The 26,343-nt window shown below is 44.0% G+C and carries 24 protein-coding genes; 23 read left to right on the top strand and 1 reads right to left on the bottom strand.

What is annotated here, in order from left to right; translation table 11 throughout:
- Nucleotides 1–64: 64 nt before the first annotated feature.
- On the bottom strand, nt 65–952 hold the full coding sequence (locus tag J2Z34_RS12890) for an AraC family transcriptional regulator (protein ID WP_209460283.1): 888 nt from the start codon (nt 950–952) through the stop codon (nt 65–67).
- Between the two features lie 242 nt (nt 953–1,194).
- Here J2Z34_RS12890 and gmd point away from each other — a divergent pair, with 242 nt between their 5' ends.
- From gmd to J2Z34_RS13010, 23 genes are all read left to right on the top strand, one after another.
- Nucleotides 1,195–2,268 (top strand): GDP-mannose 4,6-dehydratase, encoded by a 1,074-nt coding sequence (gmd, locus tag J2Z34_RS12895; RefSeq protein WP_209460284.1) that lies wholly within the window; start codon nt 1,195–1,197, stop codon nt 2,266–2,268.
- Nucleotides 2,268–3,209, top strand: coding sequence for a GDP-L-fucose synthase (fcl, locus tag J2Z34_RS12900; RefSeq protein WP_209460285.1), 942 nt, complete (start codon nt 2,268–2,270; stop codon nt 3,207–3,209). The genes gmd and fcl overlap by 1 nt, the downstream gene beginning before the upstream one ends.
- A gap of 8 nt (nt 3,210–3,217) precedes the next feature.
- A complete protein-coding gene (locus J2Z34_RS12905; RefSeq protein WP_209460286.1) occupies nt 3,218–4,558 on the top strand; it encodes a sugar phosphate nucleotidyltransferase in 1,341 nt (446 codons plus the stop codon).
- A 14-nt stretch (nt 4,559–4,572) separates the two neighbouring features.
- The gene (locus tag J2Z34_RS12910) at nt 4,573–6,288 is read left to right on the top strand and encodes a phospho-sugar mutase (RefSeq protein WP_245250741.1); all 1,716 of its coding nucleotides are present in this window, start codon (nt 4,573–4,575) and stop codon (nt 6,286–6,288) included.
- A gap of 559 nt (nt 6,289–6,847) precedes the next feature.
- Nucleotides 6,848–7,660, top strand: a complete 813-nt coding sequence (locus J2Z34_RS12920; RefSeq protein WP_209460288.1) for a hypothetical protein — start codon at nt 6,848–6,850, stop codon at nt 7,658–7,660.
- Nucleotides 7,661–8,069: 409 nt separating this feature from the next.
- Nucleotides 8,070–8,804, top strand: a complete 735-nt coding sequence (locus tag J2Z34_RS12925) for a GntR family transcriptional regulator (RefSeq protein WP_245250743.1) — start codon at nt 8,070–8,072, stop codon at nt 8,802–8,804.
- Between the two features lie 74 nt (nt 8,805–8,878).
- Nucleotides 8,879–10,006 (top strand): BMP family lipoprotein, encoded by a 1,128-nt coding sequence (locus tag J2Z34_RS12930; RefSeq protein WP_245250752.1) that lies wholly within the window; start codon nt 8,879–8,881, stop codon nt 10,004–10,006.
- 20 nt (nt 10,007–10,026) lie between these two features.
- Nucleotides 10,027–11,604, top strand: a complete 1,578-nt coding sequence (locus J2Z34_RS12935; protein WP_209460290.1) for an ABC transporter ATP-binding protein — start codon at nt 10,027–10,029, stop codon at nt 11,602–11,604.
- Complete coding sequence (locus tag J2Z34_RS12940; protein ID WP_209460291.1) at nt 11,594–12,691, top strand: ABC transporter permease; 1,098 nt, start codon at nt 11,594–11,596, stop codon at nt 12,689–12,691. The genes J2Z34_RS12935 and J2Z34_RS12940 overlap by 11 nt, the downstream gene beginning before the upstream one ends.
- A complete protein-coding gene (locus tag J2Z34_RS12945; RefSeq protein ID WP_209460292.1) occupies nt 12,688–13,605 on the top strand; it encodes an ABC transporter permease in 918 nt (305 codons plus the stop codon). The genes J2Z34_RS12940 and J2Z34_RS12945 overlap by 4 nt, the downstream gene beginning before the upstream one ends.
- Entirely contained in the window at nt 13,598–14,164 is a 567-nt protein-coding gene (locus tag J2Z34_RS12950) for a cysteine hydrolase family protein (RefSeq protein WP_209460293.1), read from the top strand. Before J2Z34_RS12945 ends, J2Z34_RS12950 begins: the two co-directional genes overlap by 8 nt.
- 1 nt (nt 14,165) lies before the next feature.
- Nucleotides 14,166–15,110, top strand: a complete 945-nt coding sequence (locus tag J2Z34_RS12955; protein WP_209460294.1) for a carbohydrate kinase family protein — start codon at nt 14,166–14,168, stop codon at nt 15,108–15,110.
- A gap of 22 nt (nt 15,111–15,132) precedes the next feature.
- Nucleotides 15,133–15,894, top strand: a complete 762-nt coding sequence (locus J2Z34_RS12960) for a nucleoside phosphorylase (RefSeq protein ID WP_209460295.1) — start codon at nt 15,133–15,135, stop codon at nt 15,892–15,894.
- The gene (locus J2Z34_RS12965; RefSeq protein ID WP_209460296.1) at nt 15,887–16,681 is read left to right on the top strand and encodes a BtpA/SgcQ family protein; all 795 of its coding nucleotides are present in this window, start codon (nt 15,887–15,889) and stop codon (nt 16,679–16,681) included. Before J2Z34_RS12960 ends, J2Z34_RS12965 begins: the two co-directional genes overlap by 8 nt.
- 1 nt (nt 16,682) lies before the next feature.
- Nucleotides 16,683–17,846: an iron-containing alcohol dehydrogenase gene (locus J2Z34_RS12970; protein ID WP_209460297.1), complete on the top strand. Its 1,164-nt coding sequence runs from the start codon at nt 16,683–16,685 to the stop codon at nt 17,844–17,846.
- Nucleotides 17,846–18,559, top strand: coding sequence for a tryptophan synthase subunit alpha (locus tag J2Z34_RS12975; RefSeq protein WP_209460298.1), 714 nt, complete (start codon nt 17,846–17,848; stop codon nt 18,557–18,559). The genes J2Z34_RS12970 and J2Z34_RS12975 overlap by 1 nt, the downstream gene beginning before the upstream one ends.
- A gap of 329 nt (nt 18,560–18,888) precedes the next feature.
- Nucleotides 18,889–20,514, top strand: a complete 1,626-nt coding sequence (locus J2Z34_RS12980) for an ABC transporter substrate-binding protein (protein ID WP_209460299.1) — start codon at nt 18,889–18,891, stop codon at nt 20,512–20,514.
- Between the two features lie 142 nt (nt 20,515–20,656).
- A complete protein-coding gene (locus J2Z34_RS12985; protein WP_209460300.1) occupies nt 20,657–21,661 on the top strand; it encodes an ABC transporter permease in 1,005 nt (334 codons plus the stop codon).
- Nucleotides 21,662–21,675: 14 nt separating this feature from the next.
- Nucleotides 21,676–22,557, top strand: coding sequence for an ABC transporter permease (locus J2Z34_RS12990; protein WP_209460301.1), 882 nt, complete (start codon nt 21,676–21,678; stop codon nt 22,555–22,557).
- A 13-nt stretch (nt 22,558–22,570) separates the two neighbouring features.
- Nucleotides 22,571–23,404, top strand: coding sequence for an ABC transporter ATP-binding protein (locus J2Z34_RS12995; protein WP_209460302.1), 834 nt, complete (start codon nt 22,571–22,573; stop codon nt 23,402–23,404).
- 20 nt (nt 23,405–23,424) lie between these two features.
- Nucleotides 23,425–24,276 (top strand): ATP-binding cassette domain-containing protein, encoded by an 852-nt coding sequence (locus tag J2Z34_RS13000; RefSeq protein ID WP_209460303.1) that lies wholly within the window; start codon nt 23,425–23,427, stop codon nt 24,274–24,276.
- 12 nt (nt 24,277–24,288) lie between these two features.
- Nucleotides 24,289–25,371, top strand: coding sequence for an S-methyl thiohydantoin desulfurase domain-containing protein (locus J2Z34_RS13005; protein ID WP_209460304.1), 1,083 nt, complete (start codon nt 24,289–24,291; stop codon nt 25,369–25,371).
- Between the two features lie 25 nt (nt 25,372–25,396).
- Nucleotides 25,397–26,335, top strand: a complete 939-nt coding sequence (locus tag J2Z34_RS13010) for a DUF1177 domain-containing protein (protein ID WP_209460305.1) — start codon at nt 25,397–25,399, stop codon at nt 26,333–26,335.
- Nucleotides 26,336–26,343 lie beyond the last annotated feature (8 nt).

Raw genomic sequence — 26,343 nt, forward strand, 5'->3', positions numbered from 1 at the left:
AGGTTAGACATATTTCCTGGCATATTTGACAATTATGCGATTATTGAGTTAATAAAGTGAGGGTTTACCATTTTTTCCTGTAATCACTCGGACTGCAGTCTTCAAATTTTCTAAATACTTTCGCAAAATAATTAGTGTCAGTAATACCACAAAGAGTTGCAATCTCCTCAATTGATTTATTCGTAAACCTCAATAGCTCCTTCGAGGAATTCACCCTTTTAGCACTGATATATTCCCCGATTGTCATTCCATAGTATTTTTTAAACTCTCTGGCGAGATAATATTTGCTCACGAAAAATTCCTGAGCAATCTCGTTCAGGGAGATTTTTTTCGCAAAATTATTATCAATATATTCCTTTATCTTGGCCATCTTTTCGATGTCTTTTTGACCGATTTTATTATTTCTTCTTGTGATGCAAAGGGTTAGTATATCTGTTAACATCTTGGATATTATGAATTCTGAATTTATATCATTAATCTTCACTGCATCCAAACAGGAACCTATTATTGTTGTATAATCGGTTGCAATATCAGTGTGAAAAACACTTTTTGGATTGATGCTTCTATATTGGGTGATATAAGGCTTAATATTCTTTCCGTTGAAGTGTACCCACATCAGTTCCCAAGGATCAGTATCGCTACTCTGGTGTGAATAGTGGTAGTTGCAGTCTATTAGCAGGCAGCTGCCTGGTTTCAGTTTATGTGTGTCTCCCTTATATGTGAACTGTCCGCTTCCTGAAAGTACTGCCATGAACAGATAAGAATTAAGCTGTTCCCTTTGTTTGATATGACTTTTAAGGCTCTTTAGTGAGCCGGATTCCTGAATGTAGAAAAGATTTTCCTTAGCGAATTCGCTTGGAGTATTGATGATTCTGTAATATGCAGTCAATTCTGATTCATGATAAGCATCGAAGAAGGTTTCTAATTTGTTTGTCTCATTAATCTGTTCCATTATGTAGTTCATCCTTTTTAGTATAGTAGGTAAAATATTGCTATGATTGCTTATTAATAAAAGATAGGCAATATCTTACTGAAAGATGTCAATTGCATCCATGTACTTCTATATTATAATGCTCTAAAATTGTTATTAAAAGCGTAAATCAGCAAAACTTGCGATGTGATGCTGATTTCTTTTTGTGTATCAGACATCAGTAAAATATTGTAGATGAAAAGGGGAAGAAAGAATTGAGCGAAATGAAGAAAGTTGCACTTATAACTGGAATAACAGGGCAGGACGGATCCTATCTGTCAGAACTGCTGTTAGATAAAGGGTATGAGGTTCATGGAATCATAAGAAGGCATAGCACACCGTGCACAGACAGAATCGACCACCTGCTGAATGATAAGAGCGATAAAGGCCGTATTTTCCTCCACCATGGGGATTTGACTGATTCAAGCAACCTGGCAATGCTCATTTCAAAGGTGAAGCCAGACGAGGTATATAACCTTGCTGCTCAGTCACACGTAGCAGTATCCTTCGAGGTGCCGGAATATACTGCAGAAGCTACAGGTGTAGGAACTATAAGGCTTCTTGAGGCGGTTCGTCAGAGCGGAATCAGCTGCAAGTACTACCAGGCTTCCACATCAGAGCTGTTCGGAGGAATACCTGGAACTGCTCCGCAGAGCGAACAGACACCGTTCTATCCGAAGAGCCCATATGGAGCAGCCAAGCTCTATTCATACTGGATAACAGTTAATTACCGTGAATCATACAACATGTTCGCATGCAACGGGATACTCTTCAACCATGAATCACCAAGAAGGGGAGAGACCTTCGTAACAAGAAAGATAACAATAGCAGTTGCCAACATAATGGCAGGCAAGCAGGAGAAGCTGTCACTTGGAAACATGGATGCAAAGAGAGACTGGGGATTTGCAGGAGATTACGTAGAAGGAATGTGGAGGATGCTACAGCAGGATAAGCCATGTGACTATGTCCTTGCAACAAATGAGACACATACAGTCCGAGAATTCGTCGAGCTTTCATTTGCAGAAGTGGGAGTGGAGATTGAATGGAAGGGTACAGGAGTGGACGAGAAGGGCTTCGATAAGAAGACTGGAAGACTTCTTGTTGATATCAACCCGGAATTCTTCAGACCTGCGGAAGTAGAGCTTCTATGGGGCGACAGCACCAAGGCGGAAAATGAGCTCGGATGGAAGCGTCAGGTAAGCTTCAGGGGCCTTGTTGAGATGATGGTGGATGAGGACATGAAGAGCATTGTTGGGAAATCTTCAGAGGAATTTGTCAAAGCGGGTGGATTGAAGTAATGAACAAGACTGACAAGATTTATGTGGCCGGACACAGAGGAATGGTAGGCTCTGCCATTATCAGAAGGCTTCAGGCAGAAGGGTATACAAACATAGTGACCCGGTCTTCAAAAGAGCTTGATCTCAGACGCCAGGCGGCAGTGGAAGAGTTCTTTGCCTTGGAGAAGCCTGACTATGTGTACCTTGCAGCAGCAAAGGTAGGCGGCATAATGGCAAACAGCACATATCCAGCCGATTTCATGTATGACAACATGATAATGGAGATGAATGTGATAAAAAGCTCCTTCGAGAACAAGGTGAAGAAGCTCATGTTCCTCGGAAGCTCCTGCATATATCCGAGGATGGCACCGCAGCCAATAAAGGAGGACAGTCTCCTTACAAGTTCACTCGAGCAGACAAATGAGGCGTACGCGCTTGCAAAGATCTCCGGTCTCAAGTACTGCGAGTATCTTAACAGGCAGCATGGCACTGACTATATCAGCGTAATGCCAACAAATCTGTACGGTCTGAATGACAATTACCATCCGCAGAACTCGCATGTGCTTCCTGCAATGATAAGGCGCTTCCATGAAGCGAAGGAAGCTGGTCTTACAGAAGTAGTAATCTGGGGAACGGGAACACCACTAAGGGAGTTCCTATATGTGGATGACCTGGCAGACGCCTGCGTATATCTGATGAACAATTACTCAGGGAATGAGACAGTAAACCTGGGAACAGGAAAGGAAGTCTCAATCCTTGAGCTGGCCCAGATAGTCAAGAAGGTAGTAGGATTCGAGGGGAGTATAGCACTGGATACTACGAAGCCTGATGGAACCCCGAGGAAGCTACTTGATGTAAGCAAGCTGGAAAGCCTTGGATGGAAATACAGGACTGATCTTGAGGTCGGAATAACGCTCGCCTATCAGGATTTCCTGAGCAGTGAAATGCGTGCTGAAAGGTAGGAAAACAGATGAACATAGTATTATTGTCAGGTGGTTCAGGAAAGAGGCTATGGCCACTTTCAAATGACACCAGGTCCAAGCAGTTTCTGAGGCTGCTCAAGAATGAAGAAGGCGAATATGAGTCTATGGTGCAGAGAGTTTACAGACAGATAACTACTGTCTGTCCGGATAGCGGCATTGTAGTTGCCACTGGTGCAAGTCAGGTGGACTCAATACAGAACCACCTGGGTGGTCAGGTAGACATAGTAATCGAACCAGAGAGAAGGGACACGTTCCCGGCGATTGCATTGTCCTCAGCATATCTCGCAATGGAAAAGAAGGTTCCGCTTGATGAGGTAGTGCTCGTACTGCCTGTTGACCCATATGTGGAGATCGGATACTTTGAGACCTTGGTGAAGATGGAAAAGGCAGTCCAAGATGGGGTTGCTGACATTTTGTTGATGGGTATAACGCCTACCTACCCTTCAGCAAAATACGGATATATTGTTCCGAAGAATGGAGAACTTGTCCACGATGCCCGTCCGGTGGCGAGGTTCACTGAGAAGCCAACCGAGGAGAAGGCGAAGATCCTTCTTGAGGACGGGGCGGTCTGGAACGGTGGAGTGTTTGCATTCAAGCTAGGATATATGATGGAAATCGTTAAAAAATATTGTGACTGCACCACATATAAGGAACTTCTTGGAAACTACAGCAGCTTCAAGAAGATCAGCTTTGACTATGAGGTGGTGGAGAAAGCTGAATCTGTTGCCATGATTCCCTATGACGGAGAATGGAAGGACCTGGGAACCTGGAATACACTAACCGAAGTAATGGACAGCGAATACATGGGAAATGCCACCATAGGTGAAAATACGACAGGTACCAATGTTATTAATGAACTTTCCATACCAGTCGTTGTTCTTGGTGCAACTGATCTTATAGTTGCTGCAAGTCCGGACGGGATTCTCATATCAGACAAGAACAAGAGCTCCTACCTTAAGTCTTATGTAGACCACATAGGAGAGAGACCAATGTTTGAGGAACGCACCTGGGGTGAGGCTAAGATAATAGACCTTAACCAGTATGAAGGTAGCAAGAAGTCAATCACGAAGCGCCTCAGCATGAAGTCAGGACAGAGCCTGAGCTATCAGAAACATACCGTAAGGGATGAGATATGGACATTTGTGGCAGGTACTGGAGACCTCCTTATCGATGGCCATATGAGGAACGTACACCCGGGGGATGTTGCATATATACACAAGGGACAGAAGCATTCAGTACGTGCCATTACTGACCTTCATTTCATTGAGGTACAGATCGGTGAAGAACTGGCAATTAACGATGTTGAATACAGCAATTGGGAATGGTGATTTCAATAGATTATATGGAAAGATATGAAGAATGGTGTACAGGTGCCCATTATGACGAAGCTACAAAGCAGGAACTGATGTCAATCAGGGACGATGACTCTGAGATCAGGGATAGGTTCTATAAGGACTTGTCCTTTGGTACAGGAGGTCTCCGTGGTGTTATTGGTGCTGGAACAAACCGTATGAATATCTACACAGTTGCGAGAGCAACACAGGGATTGGCAAATTATATCCTGAAGAGGGGTGGAGAAAATAAAGGTGTTGCGATAGCATTCGACTCGAGACACATGTCCCCGGAGTTTGCAGAGGTTACTGCACTATGCCTTAATGCAAATCGCATAAGGACTTATCGTTTTGAAACGTTAAGACCTACTCCAGAGCTGTCATTTGCTGTTAGGGAACTGGGATGTGTCGCTGGAGTAGTTATCACTGCAAGCCACAACCCAGCGGAATACAACGGCTACAAGGTTTACTGGGAAGATGGTGCACAGATCACAGCACCGCTGGATCAGGAAATCATTAATGAAGTAAATTCAGTTACAGATTATGCATCAATAAAAACCATGGACCGAGATAGAGCTGAAGCAGCTGGATTATTCAATGTTATTGGTGAGAAAATCGACAACAGATATATGGAAGAGTTAGAGAAGCTTGTGCTTAGTCCGGAATCCATAAGAAAGATAGCACCAGAGCTTACGATAGTGTACACTCCAATCCATGGAACAGGGAATCTTCCTGTCAGAAGGATACTTAATAACCTCGGATTCACAAGGGTTCACGTGGTGCCGGAACAGGAGCTTCCTGATGGCAGCTTTTCAACAGTGACCTACCCAAATCCGGAAGACCCCAAGGCGTTTACACTTGCCCTTAAGCTTGCTCAGGAAGTTGATGCGGACATCGTACTTGCAACGGATCCTGATGCAGACAGACTCGGTGTCTATGCAAAAGACACTAGGAATGGTGAATACGTGCCGTTCAGCGGCAATATGTCAGGGATGCTGATAGCGGAATATCAGTTCGAGGTAAAAAGGGGAAAAGGACTGCTGCCGGTTAATGGCGCCTTAGTTACAACCATAGTATCCTCCAATATGGCAAAAGAAGTTGCGAAGGAATATGGAGTTAATATAGTCGAGACCCTGACAGGCTTCAAATATATCGGCGAGCAGATCAAATTCTTCGAGCAGGACAAATCATACGAATACCTCTTCGGATTCGAAGAGAGCTACGGTTGTCTTGTGGGAACTCATGCAAGGGATAAGGACGCTATCGCTGCAGTCATGGCTCTATGCGAGGCTGCTGCATACTATAAAGAGCGCGGATTGACCCTTTGGGACCAGATGCTTCGCATATATGAGAAATACGGGTACTACAATGAAGACCTGAAATCAATCACTTTGAAGGGTGCAGATGGCGCTGATAAGATCAAGAGCATACTCGCTGATATTAGGAAAAACCCACCTAGAAAAATCGGCGAGTTCAACGTACTGGTAATCAGAGACTATAAGAAAAATGAGACTCTCGAACTGGTTACTGGAGAAAAGTATCCAACAGGATTACCGAAATCGGATGTACTATACTTCGATTTGGATAAGGACAGCTGGTGTTGCGTGAGACCGTCAGGTACAGAACCTAAGATCAAGTTCTATCTGGGAGTAAAGGGTGAAAGCCTGGAGGCTTCAAGGAGTTCCCTGAAGGGACTTTCAGAGGCATTATCAGGACTTGTGAATTAGTAAGAAAGTATAGTTTATAGCACATTAGAAAGCATAGCTTTTTAGATAGATCAGTGGAGGAAACAGGATGAAGTGTATTGTTTAGCAGGAGGCAGCGGTGATCGCCTCTGGCCTCTTTCCAGAAAAACTATCCGAAGCAGTTCATAAACGTTAAGGAGAATCGATCTCTGTTTCAGGAGACAATAGCAAGGAACATGCCGTTCTGCGATGAATTTCATATTATCACAGATGAGCGCTATCGATATATCGTGGAAGGGCAGCTCCAGGCATTTCAGGGCCTGAAATACCACTGCTTCCTGGAGCAGGTTGGTAAGAAGACAGCTCCGGCAGTCGCGATAGCATGTTATTACACATATACTTTCTATCGGGATATGATTAGATTTAAAGTAAGACACTTGTCAAAACAATACTGCTAATGACTAATCTAACTTGATAATATTTTTAGCTGTTTGAAATTTCAGGAAGGTAAATACAAATCTATCGTGATAGAAATACATTCTGGACTATCTACTAGATTCTTGAAAATATTTAAAATGATTTGATAAAGAGGTGACAATGTATGCCAACAATTTCGCAGATTGGTTTGATTCCACCAGAAGTATTTGAGGAATTTGAAGATATTGTATGTGATTATTTTTCTAATATTTTGTCTCTCCAATTTCAAAAATGGGGTAGACAAGGTCAAAAGCAAAATGGTATAGATTTAATAGGCGGAAATATAGGTGTACAGTGTAAGAATTATAGAACAAAAAAATTAACAATAGAAATTATTGAAAATGATGTTTTATTGGCCGAAGAAATCTCTCCATCACTATCTAAGTTATATTTTGTAACTACAGCAAAGAGAGATGCGAAGATTCAACAATATTTTCGGAGTAGAAAAGGCAAAATTCCAATCGAAATTCATTATTGGGATTTAATAGAAAATTTTTTACTGCAAAATCCTAAGGTTAAAGACCTTCACTATCCTAAAGAAATCGAAATAAATAATGATCAGACGGTCATAAACCAATTTTTAAGATTATGTAATGTCTATAATATATATACTGCAATCTATGAAGTTGATTATATAAATCCATATGGTGATGATATTATTTATGAAGCGGATGTATTTAAAGCAGAAATGACTGCATTGATTAACTCGGATATATCAATCGGTGTTAATAAAGAAATATTAAGAGACTTAGAGAACTTTAAAAATATTTATAGCAGGATGATAAGTAAAGCTACAATGTGTTCATGTCCAAATGGTGCAGGTATGAGCATACCTAATATATGGTTTGAGTATATTGAGTCACATAGAGTTTTTTTCGTGGATCATAGAACCAAATTGAGTGTTATCTATTCTAAATATAAATTTGGAAAGGTGTGAATACTTGCATTTGGTACTACATTTATTCAATCATCCGCAATTGTAAATAATTTTGTAAAATATTAAGAATTCGTGTAAGTGGATGTATAGTGTGTGTATTACATGAAACAAAAATTAGCAAGTGTGCTTTGTTGAATTATCAGTCTACTGAGTTTCAATAAAAAATCGAATAGAATTCATTCAGATAGAGGTCACATCACCTCGAACATAGCATATCTATAGAAGAACAATCACCATATTTGTAAAAGCATGGTAAAAAGATCATTTCTGAAATAATCGGTTTCGAGAAGCAGGCTTAGAAGAATGTAAGTCGTTTCATATGTAATTTTACTTGACTTATGGAAACGACTTCTTTATTATCATAAGTGGATATATCAACATAACGACATATTGATAGGAGGTGTTAAAAATGGAAAGAGAATATGAAATGGCTCCCAAGTATTTTGTGGTCAAGAAGAAGCTGATTGAGATGATAAACAGTGAGGCTTTCAGTGAGAGTGGGATGATTCCCAGTGAGCGGGAACTGATGAAGATGTTCAACGTCAGCAGGATAACCGCGAAGCGGGCGGTTGATGACCTAGTTGGAGAAGGATATCTGTTTAGGGTCCAGGGTAAGGGTACTTTCATCAGGGAAGAGGAAGCGAAGCACGACCTGATCTCAATTATGAGCTGCACAGAAGATATCGTGAAGATGGGGATGGTACCTACAAGGAAGCTTATAAGCCAGGAAGTCATCGAGGCAGACAAGAGAAGGCAGAAGAGACTTCATCTTGTAGCTGGAGATAAGGTGCTGATGCTAAAGAGAGTGTATTATGCGGATGGAATGCCGGTTAACTACACTATCGCATACCTGCCGATAAAGATATTTCCGGGAATCGAGGAATATGATTTTTCTAAGGAATCAATCTACAACATCTTGGAAAGCAAATACAATGTAAAGATAACCTCCGCTACAAGGACACTGGAGGCTGTTCTGGTTACAGATGAGGTTGCAGAGCTTCTGGAGCTCGACCAGAAAGAGCCAGTGATTCTCTTCAGGGCAATAACACTGGGGATAGTTAACGGAAGAGAGATTCCAATCGAGACATTCAAGAGCTACTACAGGTCGGATAGGTTCAAGTTCTATATCAATCAGACAAAATAATAAAGATGGGGGAAAGAAAATTGAAGAAAACCGGACTAACAAGAAAGATCGTCGCTGTTTCTGTAATGCTTCTCATGATGGTATCGTTCGTTGCATGCGGAACCAAGGCTCCAGAAACCAAGGAAATGGGAGTGGCGCTAATCACATCAGCAGCAGGCCCGAATGACAATGGCTACAATGCTTCTGCAATCAAGGGACTCGAGAAGGTCAAGAAGGACCTCGGACTTGAATACAGAGTAGTAGAGAGCACTGACGTACCTGGAAGCCTTGCAGAGCTTGCAAAGGCTGGCTACAAGCTGATATTCTCACTTGAGTACAACTTTGATGCACTCATCAATGGCGTCGGAGGCGGAAAGCCAATAGCAGAGCAGTATCCGGACACCACATTCGTTGTCTTCAATGACAATCCAAATGTCAAGGCAGATGGAACCGTGAAGCACAAGAATGTCATATCAGTACTCTTCGATGTACACCAGTCATCATTCCTTGCAGGAGCATTAAGTGTACTCGTAAATGAGAATGCTGCAACACTGTTTGATTCAACCAAGTACAGCTTCACAGCTGGAGATGCAGGAAGGAAGCTTGGATTCTTCGGTGGAACAAAGTCCAACGGTATAACAGTATTCGGATACGGATATGCAGAAGGTGCTAACTATGAAGCAGCTAAGCTTGGAGTCAAATACTCTTATATAAGCGACTACAATGTAGGATTCAGCGATTCAGCTGCAGGAGCAACCAAGGCTAATACTTACTACTCAGATGGAGTGAACATAATATACTCGGTAGCAGGAGCAGTAGGCGACGGAGTCACATCCAAGGCCAAGGAAGTCAAGAAGCTTGCCATTGAAGTAGATGCAAACAAGGATGCAAATCAGCCTGGTTACATTATGACAAGCGTTCTCAAGAATACTGAAGTACCAGTATACACAATCTCAGAGAAGTATAAGACAGGTAAGATGGCAGACGTAGCAGGAAAGGTAATATCCTATGACCTTAAATCCAAGGCAACTGGAATCACTGACCTTTCAACTATAGGAGCAGCAGTACAGGCATCAGGAAAAGCAAAGTGGGAAGAGATAAAGAAAGAGATCATGGACGTTGAAGCAAAGATAGCAGCAGGAACCATAAAGGTTACAAATGCACAGGCAGGAGAAGCATTCGACAAGGCTAAGCTTACGAATGTCATGATGCCTAACGATTAATAGCTGAAGAAGGGGATAGTATGTACAAGATCGAAACCGTAAACCTGGTTAAGAAGTTCGGAGAATTCACGGCAAATGATAATATCAGCATTGGAATCAGGAAGGGCGAAATAACTGCAATCGTCGGAGAAAACGGAGCAGGAAAGACAACCCTGATGAACATGCTCTACGGTCTGCTGCAGCCAACAAGCGGTAAGATCCTTATCGATGATAAAGAAGTACAGCTAAAATCCCCGGTAGATGCCATAGCAAATGGGATAGGAATGGTGCACCAGCATTTCAAGCTGGTGCCTAGCCTTACCGTATATGAGAACATCATGTTGGGTACAGAAATTACAAAGGATGTATCAATCGGCGGTAAAAGGTTGAAAAGCCTCTTTGTTGACAATGCCAAGGAAAAGGAAGAAGTAAGGAAGATAATAGACTACTACAAGTTCGACCTCAATCCGGAAGACAAGGTCGAGAACATCTCAATAGGAGCAAAGCAGAGGATAGAGATACTCAAGATGCTCTACAGGAATGTAGACATCCTCATATTTGACGAGCCAACTGCGGTACTTACACCACAGGAGGTTGATGAGCTTCTCGAGAGCTTCAGGGAGCTCAAGAAGCAGGGCAAGACCATAATCCTCATAACGCACAAGTTGCGGGAGGTAATGGAAGTAAGTGACAGTGTAATAGTGATTAAGCAGGGCAAGATAATCGGGACCAAGGAGACAAAGGATACCAATGCATTTGAGATAGCTACCATGATGGTCGGAAGACAGGTCGTGGAGAACGTGAACTTAAGCAGGAATGCCTCAGGTGCATCCAGAGTCATCTATGAACTTAGAAACATCGGCACAGAATCCCAGCCGGGCAAGAAGTGCCTTCAAAATATCAACCTCAAGATCCACGAAGGAGAGATACTCGGTATAGCCGGAGTAGAGGGAAATGGCCAGAGCGAGCTTGTAAAGGTCATTACAGGACTTATGGAATCAACAGAAGGTCAGATTTTCCTGGACGGACAGGAGATAACAAACCTATGGCCAAAGGAAATAAGGAAGTCAGGGATAGGCATAATACCAGAGGACAGGTATGCCCAGGGTTTATGCGTAGACATGTCACTTGATGACAATTTCATAGCTGGTCATCATGATAATACGGAATACTCAAACAGAGGATTCCTGAAGTTCAAGGAAATAGAGAAGATATCCACGAGCCTCATAGACAAATACGACATAAGGATCTCAGAAAGGTTCGCAAACGTATCATCACTATCAGGAGGCAATGCTCAGAAGATAATAATTGCCCGCGAGTTCGAGTCGAACCCCAGCCTTCTTATAGCATCACAGCCGACAAGGGGTGTAGACATAGGCTCCATTGAGTTCATACACAGCAAGATACTCGAGCTCAGGCAGAGGAACAAGGGAATACTGCTCATATCAAGTGAGCTTTCGGAGATCATGAACCTAAGTGACAGAATAGCAGTAATGTACAAAGGCCATATCATAGGAGTGGTCGATGCGAATAAGACAACAGCAACAGAGCTCGGACTGCTAATGGCAGGTATAACGCGAAATGTTGCGGATGTATTGGAGGACAAGAATGAAAACTGAAAAGATAATGAGGTCATTGCTTGGAATCCTAATACCGGTACTTTCAGCCTTCCTTCTCGGAGCAGTACTCATACTGGCAATAGGTGAAGACCCAATAACGACCTACAGGATAATGATTGAGAAATCACTGCTTGACCCGGAGGGAATACTTAAGACACTTCATCTGGCATCACCTCTTATACTTACAGGACTGGCAATTGCCATAACCTTCAAGGCCAATATCTTCAACATGGGAGTAGAAGGCGGTGCAGTGCTTGGTGGATTCTTTGCAGGAGTCGCAGGCTTCTCGCTTACCGGACTTTCACCAGCAGTCCATGTAACCATATGCCTTGTCGTAGGTATGGTGACAGGCATGATCTATGCCCTGGTACCAGCCATCCTTAAGGCATACTTCAAGGTTGATGAGATGGTCGTAACACTCATGCTGAACTATGCGGTTGTTGTTTTGGTCAAGTACCTGTCCCAGGGAGTATTCAGGGATCCTGCTTCAGGATATGTGGCTACCTATGCGATAAGTGACACCGCCATGTTCAATAAGATGTTCGGCTCGAACCTCACCATGTTCTTTTTCATCTCGATAGCAGTGTTCATAATACTCTACGTAGTTTTCAAGAAGACGAAGCTTGGATATGAGATAACTGCCATAGGAAAGAATCCTGAGTTTGCAGAAGCAATGGGAATGAAGGTAAGTACCAACATAGTAAAGATAATGCTGATAAGCGGTGCCTTAAGCGGGCTTGCAGGAGCAGGATACCTTATGAGTGAAAAGTACAGGTTTACCCTGGACTTTTCAGGAAACCCAGGACTTGGCTGGGACGGTATGCTCATAGCTCTCCTCGGAAGCCATAATCCGGTCGGAGTGCTCATAGCATCCATATTCTATGCAGCACTCAAGACAGGAAGCGAATACATTGGAATATACACAAATGTTCCAAAGGACATAGTCGCGATAATACAGGGAATACTTATACTGTTCCTTTCAGCCAAGTTCATATTCGAAAGGCTGAAGATTGCTGGCAAGATAAAGGTAAAAAGCAAGAAGGCAGAAGCAGGACAGGCTGTTGTAAAGGAGGGTGAGAAGGCATGAACCTTATAGGGAACATACTATACGATACTGTATACCACAGCACGCCGATAATTCTGGCCGTACTTGGAGGGCTGTTCGCCTACAAGGCAAATGTCTTGAACATAGGGCTTGAAGGCATGATAGTCATGGGAGCATTCTCCAGTTCTCTTTCAATACTGTTGTTTGGTAATTTCTATCTGGGGATCCTTATCGCGATTACCTGCACGCTCTTAGTCGGGCTCATATTCTCGCTCTTCAGCATAACTCTAAAGAGCAACTTCATAATAACCGGCTTCGGACTCAATATCCTTGTAGCAGCAATAGGAACCTTCACATTAAAGTTTATGAAGCTCTCAAACATCAACCTGAGCCAGATCATAAACGTGAATGACATGAAGATTGCAATACCTGTGGTAAACGAGATACCCATACTGTCGAATATCCTCAGCAACCACACGATCATAACATATGTGGCTTTCCTGCTTATAGCAGTTGTATACATAGTTCTTTACAAGACCAGGTTTGGGATACACCTGAGGGTAGTAGGTGAGAATGAAGAGGCTGCAAAGTCAGTCGGTCTCAAGAGCGACATGCTGAAGTATTCAGCAATACTAATTGGTGCAGTCCTCTGTGCCCTTGCAGGGATCAACCTCTCAGCGGAGAGGATGGCCCTATACACAGACAACATGGTAGCAGGAAGAGGCTTCATAGCCATAGCAGCCATATATTGCGGAAAGGCACATCCAGTAAAGTCATCCATATACGCCATACTATTCGGACTGGCAAGGTCCCTGGCAATTAACCTTGGACTATATGCAGGACCTATATCAGGTCTGTTTGACATGATACCTTATATAATGATTGTTCTGGTGCTCTTCTTCGTTTCATCAATGGAATCCAAGAAGACCAGGCTAAGGGGGTTTAGAAATGCGTAATACCGCTTTGCTTATAGTTGACATGGTAAAGGATTTTACAGATCCTGATGGACTTGTATTCTATCCGCAGAACAGGGAAGTCCTACCCAGGATAAAGGAAGTACTTGAGGAATGCAGGAAGCATGATGTCCTTGTAATATTCTTCAGGCACAGCTACAGGAAGGATAAGTTTGACAAGAACCTCATCAACATGAGACCTAATTGTATTGAAGGCTCAGGCGGAGATGAGATAGACAGCATGCTTGAAGTGGATGAGAAGAAGGATTATGTCATAAGGAAGAGGAGATACAGCGGGTTCTTCGGAACAGACCTTGACCTGGTACTCAGGGAAAACAAGATAGAGAATGTCATAGTGGTTGGTACCAAGACAAACTGCTGCATAAGGGCTACGGTGACTGATGCCTACTACAATGACTACAATGCCTATGTCGTGTCTGACTGCGTAGCAACAAACGACGAGGTTGTAAACCAGGTCCATCTGACCGATATCAGAAAGTACTTCGGGAAGGTAGTCACCTCAGAAGAGCTGTTTGTCCTTCTTGGAAAAGGAGAGCTTTGATATGTATGATGTTGTGACTAGCGGGTACATGAGCATCGACAGGATAGTGAAAGTGGATTCTCCGCTTAAGGTCGGACATACGTCAATCATACTCAACTCTGACAATACAAGGCCATATTATGGCGGATGTCCCATCAACGTATCATACATCATGGCAAAGCTCGGAATGAATCCTCTCCCTCTGCTGAGGGTAGGGGAAGATAACGACACTTTGGGATTTCTGCAGTACCTGAAGGATGCCAATGTACCGCTAAATGGCCTGAAGACAATTGAGAATGAATCATCATCAAACTGCTACATAGTATCCGACAGGGACAACAACCATGTTACCATATTCTATCCAGGAGCCATGGATGCAAAGTATGCTTCAGAGCTTCCAGATGAGTACTTTGAGGATACAAGGCTTGCTCTCATAACTGTCGGGTCATATAACGACAACAGTGAGTTTTACTCAAAATGCCAGAAGCACGGAATACCCATAGTCTTCGGCACAAAGCTTGATTATGATGCATTCCCTGTTAGCTTCCTAAAAGAGATACTCCTCAGCAGCAAGATCATCTTCTCTAACGAGCATGAGAGGGAAGAAATCAACGAGCTTATGGGAATAGATGAAATAACAGACCTGTTCGATATGGGTAAGGCTGAGCTTATTGTGACCACCCTTGGAGAGAATGGAAGCGAATGCTTCGAGAAGACGGAACAAGGCATAATCCACAAGAAAATAAAAGTATGCCCTACAAAGAGCTTTGTGGATGCCACCGGGGCAGGAGATTCCTACATTGCAGGCTTCCTGTATGGCTATCTGAACGGGTATGACACCGAGGCTTCATGCCAGATGGGCAGTGTCATGGCATCCTTCATAATCGAGGCTGTTGGATGCACGACCAATGCTCCGGATCTTAAAAGATTCAACCAGAGACTTGAAGAATACAAAAGAAACCTATGACTTTTCATTGAAAGGAGAATTTATGTCAACACTATATCTAAAGGCAGACAAGGAAACAATCTCAAAATATGTGATCTTCTCAGGGGATCCGTGGAGAGTCGAGATGCTTCAGAAACTCCTGGATGATCCTAAACATATAGCCTTCAACAGGGAGTTCAACACATATACGGGAACATACCATGGAATACCCGTTACAATATCCTCTACAGGCATAGGAGCGCCATCAGCAGCCATAGCCATGGAAGAGCTCTATGACTGCGGCATGGAGGTTGCCATAAGGATGGGGACCGTAATGGGACTCAAGGATGGCATGCTTGGAAAGCTTCTTATACCTAACGGATCCATGAGGATGGAATCCACAAGCGACACCTATGTTCCGAAAAGCTTCCCTGCGGTTGCAAACATTGACCTTGTTAACTGCATGAACAGATCGGTTACTATGAACGGCAGGGAATACATCAACGGGATAACCTGTACCATGGATGGCTTCTACAGCCAGATGAGAGAATCAAGGCTTTCAAAGAAAATGGATACCGATATCCTTAAGACCTTCGATGAGATTTCAAGATATAACATATCAGGTGTGGACATGGAAACAAGCTGCATGCTCGTACTTGGAAGCCTAATGGATATCAAGGTCTGCAGCGTGACCATGACCACTGTGCTCAAGAACCTGAAGGAAGTACTTGAAGGAGAAGCGAGGACCAAGTCAGAACAGGACCTTTGCAAGATAGTACTGGATGGAATAGAGATTTACCACAAGGGAGGAAATGGAATTGGCTAAGCTTGATTTTTCGAAGAAACCAGTAATAGGTATGGTACATTGCCTTCCGCTTCCTGGCACAATGAAGTTCAAAGACAACATGGAAGAGATATTTACTCAGGCGATAAATGATGCGGTCACCCTTGAAAAAGCAGGAGTGGATGCGATAATCGTAGAGAACATGGGTGACGATCCGTTCGGGATAGAGCTTGATACAGCTCAGGCCATAGCGCTTGCTGCAATAAGCACAAGGGTAAGGGATAAGGTAAGCCTTCCAATAGGTATAGATGCTGCAATGAATGACTACAAGACCTCGCTTTCGATTGCTAAGGCAATAGGGGCAGATTTTGTAAGGATTCCAGTATTTGTGGATACTGTCGAGTTCTATGGCGGAATAATAACCCCATGTGCAAGGGAAGCCATGAATTTCAGGAAGAGCATTAATGCAGAGGATGTCATGATATTTGCAGACATACAGGTCAAGCACACCCATATGGTGCTTCCTACAGTATCCATTGAGGACTCTGCAAGTGCAGCTATAAGCTGCGGAGCAGATGCAATAATAGTTACTGGAACACATATAGGCAAGGAAACACCGATGGAGATCATAAAGAGGGTCAAAGCAATATCATCGATACCGGTTGTTATCGGAAGCGGTGTGAAGCCGGCAAACATAAAGGAGCAGCTTAAGGTAGCTGATGCTGCCATAATCGGGTCAAGCCTTAAAGTTGGAGGAAAGCTCGAGAATCCGATTTCCTTCGACCTTACTAAAGAGGTAATCGACGCAAAGAATCAGGAGAGTGAATGATATGATGAGACCGATGAAGCTTGCTGGCCAGGAATTGATGTTCGGGCAGGGATGCCTTGAACATCTTACAACAATCAAGGGCAGCAAAGCAGTCATAGTCACAGGCGGATCCAGTATGAAGAAGAGTGGCATGCTTCAGAAGGTAATAGATTACCTTAAGATCGCCGGCATAGAAAGTGAAGTGTTCTCTGGTGTTGAACCGGATCCACTATTCAGCACAGTTATGAAGGGTGCGGAACTGATGAAGAGCTTCCAGCCTGACATAATAGTTGGCTTAGGCGGCGGATCGGCAATGGACGCAGCTAAGGCCATGTGGATATACTATGAGAACGATGAATTAAAGGCACTGGAGGACATACTTCCTCCAAATGAGTTTCCAAAGCTCAGGAAGAAGGCAAGGCTCATATGCATACCTTCAACCAGCGGTACAGCCAGCGAGGTAAGCAGGTCAATAGTCATAACTGAGGATGGCACCCATACCAAGTTCGGAATAGGAAACATGGAGATGATGCCGGATATCGCCATACTCGATCCAGATGTCACCTTAAGCATGCCCAAGGGTATAACAGCAGAGACCGGTATGGATGCGATGACACATGCTTTAGAGGCATGGGTATCAAGAAGAGCGAATTATGTAAGTGACATCCTGGCTGAAGCTGCCGTAAAGGATATAGCAATATACCTGCCAAAGGTGATGCAGGACCTTAACAACATAGAAAACAGGGAAGTGATGCTCAATGCATCAATGGCAGCAGGCATGGCGTTCACAAACGTATCCCTTGGCATAGTGCATTCAATGGCACACACTCTGGGAAGTGTGTTCAGCAAGTCACATGGACTCCTTAACGCTATCCTTCTGCCATACGTCATCGACTTCAACAGTGATGAAGACTGGGCTAAGGAAAAGTATGACAGGCTTGTAAGATCCATGGGACTTGAAGGGGACCTTGCAACTGTTGTAAGGAACCTTAACAGAAGTATGGACATACCTGAATCACTTGATTCGATAATCAAGGATGAGGACAAGTTCAAGGAAAAGATCGAATACCTCATAGATAGCGCCATAGCAGACGGCTGCACAAAGACCAATCCGATCATCCCTACAAGGGAACAGATGAGAGAGCTGTTCGTTGAGGCATATTACGGCAATAAGGCAGGTATGTGATGAAGCTTATATGTTATTTGTCCAATGGATATCCGACCATCGAAAAGAGCGTTGAAATGGCTCGCATATATACCGAAGCAGGCTGTGATGTCATTGAAGTTGATTTCCCTTCGCGAAACCCTTACCTTGAAGGTGAGTTCATTGCTGGCAGAATGAAGTCAGCCCTGGAAAACTGCAGCGATTATTCAAAGTACATGGAAGGGATAGTCAGAATCAAAAATGAGAATCCGGGCACGCCTCTTCTTGTCCTTGCTTATGACAACACTGTAGAAGAGATAGGGGAGGAAGACTTTGTCAAGTTCTGCCTTGAAAATGACCTAACAGACATGATCTATGTCGGAGACAACATGGGACTCCAGCAGAGGTTAATTGAAAATGGACTGAAGATATCCTGCTATGTACAGTTCCATATGCCGGAAAATGAGGTGACAGCTGCCAGAAATTCAAATGGATTCGTATACCTTCAGGCAAAGCCGATGACAAACAACATCGATCCCAACTACCCTACATTGAAGGACTGCATAAACCACCTGAAGTCTATCGGAATCGACAGGAAGATATATGTCGGAGTAGGAATAAGGGATGCTGAGGACATCAGGATGTCCAAGGATTCAGGAGCGGATGGAGTGTTCGTGGGAAGCACCATACTAAAGCTGCACGATAATGTGGAAATGCTGACTGAGATGATAAAAACACTTAAAAGTGCAACGTAGAAAAGCATGAGCTTTCTCTAGTATAAAGCATCTTTGCTGAACACTGCATATTAATTCCGGGATTGCAGCTTCGATAAAGCACAATGGGAAGAATAAATAAAAAATGTATGATAATATGACAATTAAACAATCAAATTATAACCAAATTGATAACAATAGATGAATAATGTGTGTATACAACCAGACGCTTTATATGATATAATGCAAATTATATAAGGTTCAGGACGATTATGTATGGCATAGGGGTCATCATTCAAAGATATTTGATGTTGAACTTATGCCATTTTTTTAATCATCATGGATTGACACAAAATAGGGAGGTAAAATAAATGAAGATCAGCAATCTCAAAAAAATGTTGGCTATCCTCACGGTTTCTACTATCATAACGGCATGTGGAACGGGAGCTGCTACACCGACAACACCTAATGCACCGACAACTCCAGCTGCAGATGACGGATTCCTATATGTAGCACAGCAACTTGTAGGTACTATCGATCCTGCCCAGATAAAGGATGAGACAGAAGTACTTACAGCCATCAACCTTTACGACCCTCTATTCTATCCTGATATGGAGAATGACTCAATGGCGCCGGTCCCTTTCGTGGCAGAATCATACACAGTTGATGATTCAGCGAAAGTATACACGATGAAGATCAGGAAAGACATAACATTCCAGAGCGGAAACAAGCTCAAGGCAGCTGACGTAGTTTACAGCATGGAGAGAATGATTGCTATAAACAAAGGCTTTGCATGGCTCTGGAGCGGTGTTCTGGATTCAGCGAAAGCAACCGATGAGTATACAGTGGTATTCACATTGAAGAATCCTTACGCACCATTCGTATCGACACTTACACAGCTGTTCATAGTTGATTCAGAGCTTCTGAAGGCAAACAAGGCAGCAGGAGATTTCGGAGACAACGGGGACTACGGTTTGGCTTATATAGCTGAAAATGCAGCTGGTTCAGGACCGTACAAGCTTGCGAAGTGGGACAGGCAGTCATACATTGACTTCGTGGCATTCGAAGGCTACTGGAGAGGATGGAAGGACAACCAGATAAAGAAGGCACAGATGCTTACGATAACAGAGGAAGCTACAGTAAAGACACTTCTTGTTTCAGGCGAAGCAGATATGATCCATCAGTGGCTGGCAGTATCCGCATACCAGGAACTTAAGTCAACCAGCGGAGTAGTTGTAGCTGAGGATCCAAGTGCCAAGCTTCAGTACTTCCCGATGAACATGCAGAAGGCTCCGACTGACGACATCAATGTCAGGCAGGCAATCGCGTATGCGATAGACTATACAACCGCACTTGAAGATATCCTTGGAAACAGCGTTGCCGCAGCTGGTGCAGTACCGGTCGTAGTTCCGGGAGCAAGTGAGAATGTAAAGCCTGTTACAAGGGACCTTGAAAAGGCAAAGGCAGCACTTGCAGCTTCGAAGTATGCAGGCAAGGAAGTCAAAGTTACATTCATGTACCTTGGAGAAAATGCACAGCAGAGGCAGTTCGCACAGCTTGTTGCAGCTAACCTCTCTGAAATAGGGATAACTGTGGAGCAGATGCCAGTAAGCTGGGCTCAGGTCACAGAGGCAGCTTCAAAGCCTGATACTACACCAAACCTTACTGTAATATCAGACAGCCTCAAGTATCCTCATGTAGACAGTCATACCTATGGTATATACCATTCATCAGCAAAGGGCTCATATAGGTCCATGAGCTGGTTCCTGGATGCAGAAGTAGATCAAATACTTACCGATGCCAGGAAGGCAGCAACAGAGGAAGAGCAGATGTCACTCTACAAGAAGTCGCAGGAACTTGTTACAGCAAAGTTCCCAGCAGTATACCTTGCGAATCCTACACATTACCTGGCATACAGGGATTATGTGAAGGACTACAACTATACCGGACTTATGGGATATGACCTTGCATTCTATGGTTTGACTATACAGAAATAGTGAATTTATTAGTCTGACATAACAGAATCAGCATGAAGATGAAAGCAAAGGGCTACCCATCTAAGGGCATTCCCTTTGCTTTTATCCAATGGTTAGACTTTTGACCTAACATGAATACATAATGAATGATGGAAGTGATACGATGAAAAAATATCTTGTCAAAAGGATACTGGGAATCATTCCTGCACTGTTAGGACTGTCGATACTCATATTCATACTAACGCGTCTTATGCCGGGCGATTCAATAAGGCTCGCAGCAGGTACGGACGCTACGCCGGCGCAGATAGAAGCCCTGAGGATCGAGATGGGTCTGGACAAGCCTGTATACATACAGTATTTCAACTATGTGAAGGGACTCTTCACTGGAGACTGGGGGCTTTCACTCAGGACCAAAAGGAATGTATTCCTGGATATCAGGGATACTTTTGCTGCAACCTTTGAGCTCAGCCTTGTCGGCATGATTTTCGCAGTTGCTATCGGTGTACCTATGGGAGTAATCGCAGCAGTCAGGAACAATAAGCTTTCTGATCAGATAATAAGGGTGACTTCGCTATCAGGCATAGCCCTTCCGAGGTTCTTCCTGGCTATTCTTCTCCAATTCTTCTTCTCATACGTACTTGGCTGGTTCCCGGTTATTGGCAGAGGCAAGGTGGTACCGACCGGGATAACTGGAATGCGCCTTTTGGACAGCCTTCTTACTTTAAACTTCGCTGCATTTGCAAATAGCTTCCAGCATATACTCCTTCCGGCAATGGCTCTTGCAATCGCATCAGCAGCCCAGATAATGAGGCTGACCAGGACGAACATGCTTGAGCAGCTTAACAAAGAATACATTGTTGCAGCCAATTCCTACGGGCTTCCGAGCAACCTCATATACAACAGATACATGCTAAAGAATGCATTCATATCTGTACTTACTACCATAGGAATGCAGTTCAGCTCACTTATCGGAAGCGCATTCCTTGTAGAGACTGTATTCGGCTGGCCCGGAATGGCATCATATAGTATAGCGGGACTTATGTATAAGGACTATAACGCAATTATTGGAGTAACAATGGTCATCGGTGTCATATTTGCTGTATCCAATCTTCTCGTAGATATAGCATACGGGATACTTGATCCGCAGATCAGGCTCGGAAAGGCATAGGGGGTGCGGAAAGAGTGGAAAACCAAAAAATGAAGTCAGATAACAGGAAGTACTCCAGCAGGAAGAAGATGATAAAAAGGTTCTTCAGGAACAGAATGACCATGGTAGGACTTGTTATAGTAGTAGTGGTACTTTTGCTTGCTGTATTCGCTGAACAGATAGTTCCTTTCCCCGATTCAAACACAATCGCAGTAAACTTCAAGATGATGAATAAGCCGCCAAGCAACATAAACCTGTTTGGTACGGATGAGATAGGAAGGGACGTCCTGAGTAGGACCATATACGGTGCAAGATACTCCCTGATGATGGCTGGGGTTGTGCTTACCATAGCTGTAATTATCGGAGTACCTCTTGGCCTCGTGGCAGGATACTATGGCGGGGCGGTAAATAGCGTAATAATGAGAATCACTGATGTATTTCTCGCAATTCCAAGTCTTATACTGGCATTGACAGTATCAGCAATCCTTGAGCCAAGCCTCATTAATTCCATGATAGCCATATCCTTCGGATGGTGGCCATGGTTCACAAGGCTTACCCAGGCGGAGACGCTGAAGATAAAGAACGAGCAGTTCATCGTCTCTTCTGAAGGGATAGGCGCGAGCAAGTTCAGGATAATGTTCAGTGAGATACTACCAAACTGTTTGCCTACGATTATCGTAAAGATATCCACTGATGTTGGCTTTGTCATACTGACTGGAGCGAGTCTTGGCTTTCTCGGACTCGGCGCTCAGCCCCCGACACCCGAATGGGGAACAATGATCTCCGAAGCCAGGGTATATCTGCCAACAGTATGGTGGTCATCCGTATTCCCGGGACTTGCCATACTTCTTACGATACTTGGATTCAGCTTCCTTGGAGACGGTATCAGGGATGCATTCGACGTGCGGGCGCAATAGGGGGTTATTGGAGATGAATAAGGAAAGACTTTTAGAAATAAATAACCTCAGCATAAGCTTCAAGACCGATGACGGTGATATACCAACTATAAAGAATGTCAGCATGCACATTAATGAGGGAGAGATCATTACTGTCGTTGGAGAGTCTGGAAGCGGAAAGTCAGTGACCATGAGGTCGATAATGAGACTGATAGCTACACCTCCTGCCATATATACAGGAGGGGAGATACTGTACAAGGGGAAAGACCTGCTCAAGGTATCCGAGGAGGAAATACGGAAACTGCGAGGCAGTGAGATATCCATGATTTTCCAGGATCCCATGACAGCGCTTAATCCCGTATTCACCATAGGCGAACAGATGGAGAATATCTACATATACCAGGGACAGAAGAGTACACGTTCGAAGCTTCCGCGAAGCAAAAAAGTCATGAAAAAGGAAGCAAGAGCGAGGTCCATTGAGCTTCTGGCGAAGATGAGCCTTCCAAATCCTGAAGGAATTCTCGGAATGTATCCATTTGAGCTTTCAGGAGGAATGAAGCAGCGTGTGATAATCGCAATGGCACTAATTAAGACGCCTAGGCTTCTTCTAGCTGATGAGCCTGGAACATCGCTTGATGTCACTGTGCAATCAAGCATAAATGAAGAACTTAAGAGACTGGTCCTTGAGGAGAAGATTTCCATGATCTTCATTACCCATAACCTGGGTGTTGCTAAACAGCTTGGGGAAAGGACGTATGTAATGAAGCTGGGCGAGGTTGTGGAGGAGGGCGAAAGCGATGAAGTTTTCCTTAATCCACGTGAAGAGTACACTAAGAGTCTCATGAATGCCCTTCCGAGGATAGTCTGATGGCAAATGGAGGTAATGACATGAATGATTATATTATAGAGTTCAATAATGTGAAAAAGTACTTCCAGCTGTCACATGGCGGGTTAGGAAAGAACAAGAAGATAGTGAAGGCAGTGGATGACGTAAGTTTCAAAGTGAAGCGGGGAGTCACGTTTGCTGTCATAGGTGAATCCGGTTCAGGAAAGTCAACAATGGCCAAGATGATTATGAAGTTCGAGGATGTGACAGAAGGAAAGATTCTTGTTGACGGGGAAGATATTTCTGCGATGAAGGATAAGGATAATCTGAAAGCATACAGAAGAAAGGTACAGATTGTGCATCAGGACCCAACTTCCTCGCTTAATCCAAGGAAGACAATCAAAGAGATCATAGAGGAACCGCTTATTGTACATAAGATCGGGGATGCGAAGGAGAGGCTTGAGAGGGTCAAAGAGCTCATACAGGTAGTTGATCTGCCGCTTAACTATATGGACAGATACCCTCATATGCTAAGCGGAGGACAGAAGCAGAGGGTTGGCATTGCACGTGCTATTGCGCTCAACTCAAAGCTGATAGTACTTGATGAACCTACCTCAGCACTTGATGTTTCAGTGCAGAGTAAGGTAATAGACCTGCTTAAGAAGATACAGAAGGAATTTAACCTCACCTACGTCTTCATAACCCATGACCTTGCTCTTGTCAAGAACTTCGCGGATTACGTGATAATTATGCAGAGAGGGAATCTTGTGGAAGAAGGAACGACAGAAGAACTGTTCAACAATCCGAAGCAGCAATATACAAGAAAGCTTCTCAAGGCTATTCCGGTAATCGGGGATGACGAGCAGGCATTCCTCGATAGGATACAGCTTGACGACCATACGATTTCGATGTAACAGGGGGTAACAATGACTTTAGATAGAAAAACCATAGAAGAACTGGCGACTGGTGGCGTCATACTCGGAGCAGGAGGTGGTGGTTCCAAGGAAATGGGACTGAAGGCTGGCCTTGCATCATTTGAATATGGTGAGCCAAGGATGATTCAAGTTGATAAACTTGAAGATAGTGACATGGTCGTTACCATATCAGGTGTAGGATCTCCGGCATCTAAGGGAGCATATATAGAAAACAGTTATTATAACAAAATAATTGAGATTCTGACCGAGGAGTTGGGTCAGAAGCCTGCTGCGCTCATACCAAGCGAAATGGGAGGTTCATCCTCTTTCGGACCGTTCATAGCTTCGGCCATAAACGGCATACCCGTACTTGATGCTGCCTGTAACGGAAGGGCTCATCCTCTCGGAACCATGGGTTCCATGGGACTCAATGAGACTAAAGGCTATAAGACTATTCAGGTAGCGATGGGAGGAGATCCTGCTGCTGACCATATGATAGAGATGACAGCCAAGGGAAGTGTTCCGGATACTGCAAGTCTTGTGCTTGCAACGGCTATAAGGGCTGGTGGGCTGGTTGTGGTTGCCAGGAATCCTGTACCTGTAAAATATGTGAAGGAAAAGGCAGCAGTAGGGTGCTACACTCACTCCCTGGAAGTTGGAAAGGCACATATGGCCGGTAAAACGGCCATGGAGAAAATCAAGAATGTGGCTGATGCACTTGGAGGTAAGATCCTCTGCCAGGGTGAAATAAACAGCTACATGCTCGAGACCAGGAACGGACTGGATGTTGGTGGATTCATTGTCAATGACGGCAAAGAATACTCGATCAAGTTCTGGAACGAATACATGGCAATAGACTGCGAAGGGGAAAGGCTCTTTACATTTCCTGATTACATGATGACCTTTGAGCTTGAGAAAGGAGAACCGATAACTACAGCCAATATTACTGAAGGAATAAGTGTAGCTGTGGTGACCGCACCAAGGACCAGTCTGATACTTGGAGGAGGAATGTTTGAAGCCTCAGGTTACAAAGCTGTGGAGGATGCAATAGGAATACCTATGCTCCCGTATGTACAGGATCTGGTAAACAAATAGATATAATTGATAAGGAGAATTTGCAATGCTGATGAAACAGATACTTGAAGTTTTTGAAATACTGGACAGTCCATCCGCCAGCGGTGAGGAAGCGAAGAAATATCTTCACTCAATAAAGCCTGATGCTGATGTCGAGACATATAGGATAGTGGGCCCAAAAGGCGGCACAGACATGTTCAAGGTAAGGATACCAGGTAAGAATGGAAAATCATCAGGAGGAACAGCTCCCACTATAGGACTTCTGGGCAGATTAGGCGGACTTGGAGCAAGGCCTGAGCAGATAGGTTTCGTCTCGGACGGTGATGGGGCACTTGTAGCCATAGCTGTGGCAGCAAAGCTTCTGTCAATGCAGGCCAAGGGAGATTACCTTGAAGGTGATGTGTTTGTATCGACCCACATCTGCCCTGATGCTCCGACAGCTCCACATAAGCCGGTACCATTCATGGGGTCTCCTGTTGAGATGTCACAGGTCAATCGTGAAGAGGTCACTCCTGAACTTGATGCGGTTCTTTCAGTGGATACCACAAAAGGAAACAGGGTAATCAACACAAGGGGATTCGCGATATCACCGACTGTCAAGAGCGGTTATATACTAAAGGTGTCTGAGGACATTCTTGGAATAATGCAGACAACGACAGGCAGGCTGCCATATGTGTTCCCGCTGTCCATGCAGGACATCACTCCATACGGAAACAATGTATACCATCTGAACAGCATACTCCAGCCTGCTACAGCGACTGATGCACCTGTAGTAGGGGTAGCTATAACGACAGAAACCATGGTAGCGGGAAGCGCCACAGGCGCAAGCCACTGCACAGATTGCGAGGAAGCTGCAAGGTTCATGCTCGAGGTAGCGAAGTACTTCGGCAAGGGCGACTGTTCATTCTATGACAAGGATGAGTATCAGCTGATAGAGAAACTTTACGGCCCCATGACACACCTTCAGACGCTTGGAAAGGCGTAGGTGGCAGC

This window comes from Youngiibacter multivorans (genome assembly GCF_017873395.1).
Classification (GTDB): Bacteria; Bacillota; Clostridia; order Clostridiales; family Clostridiaceae; genus Youngiibacter; species Youngiibacter multivorans.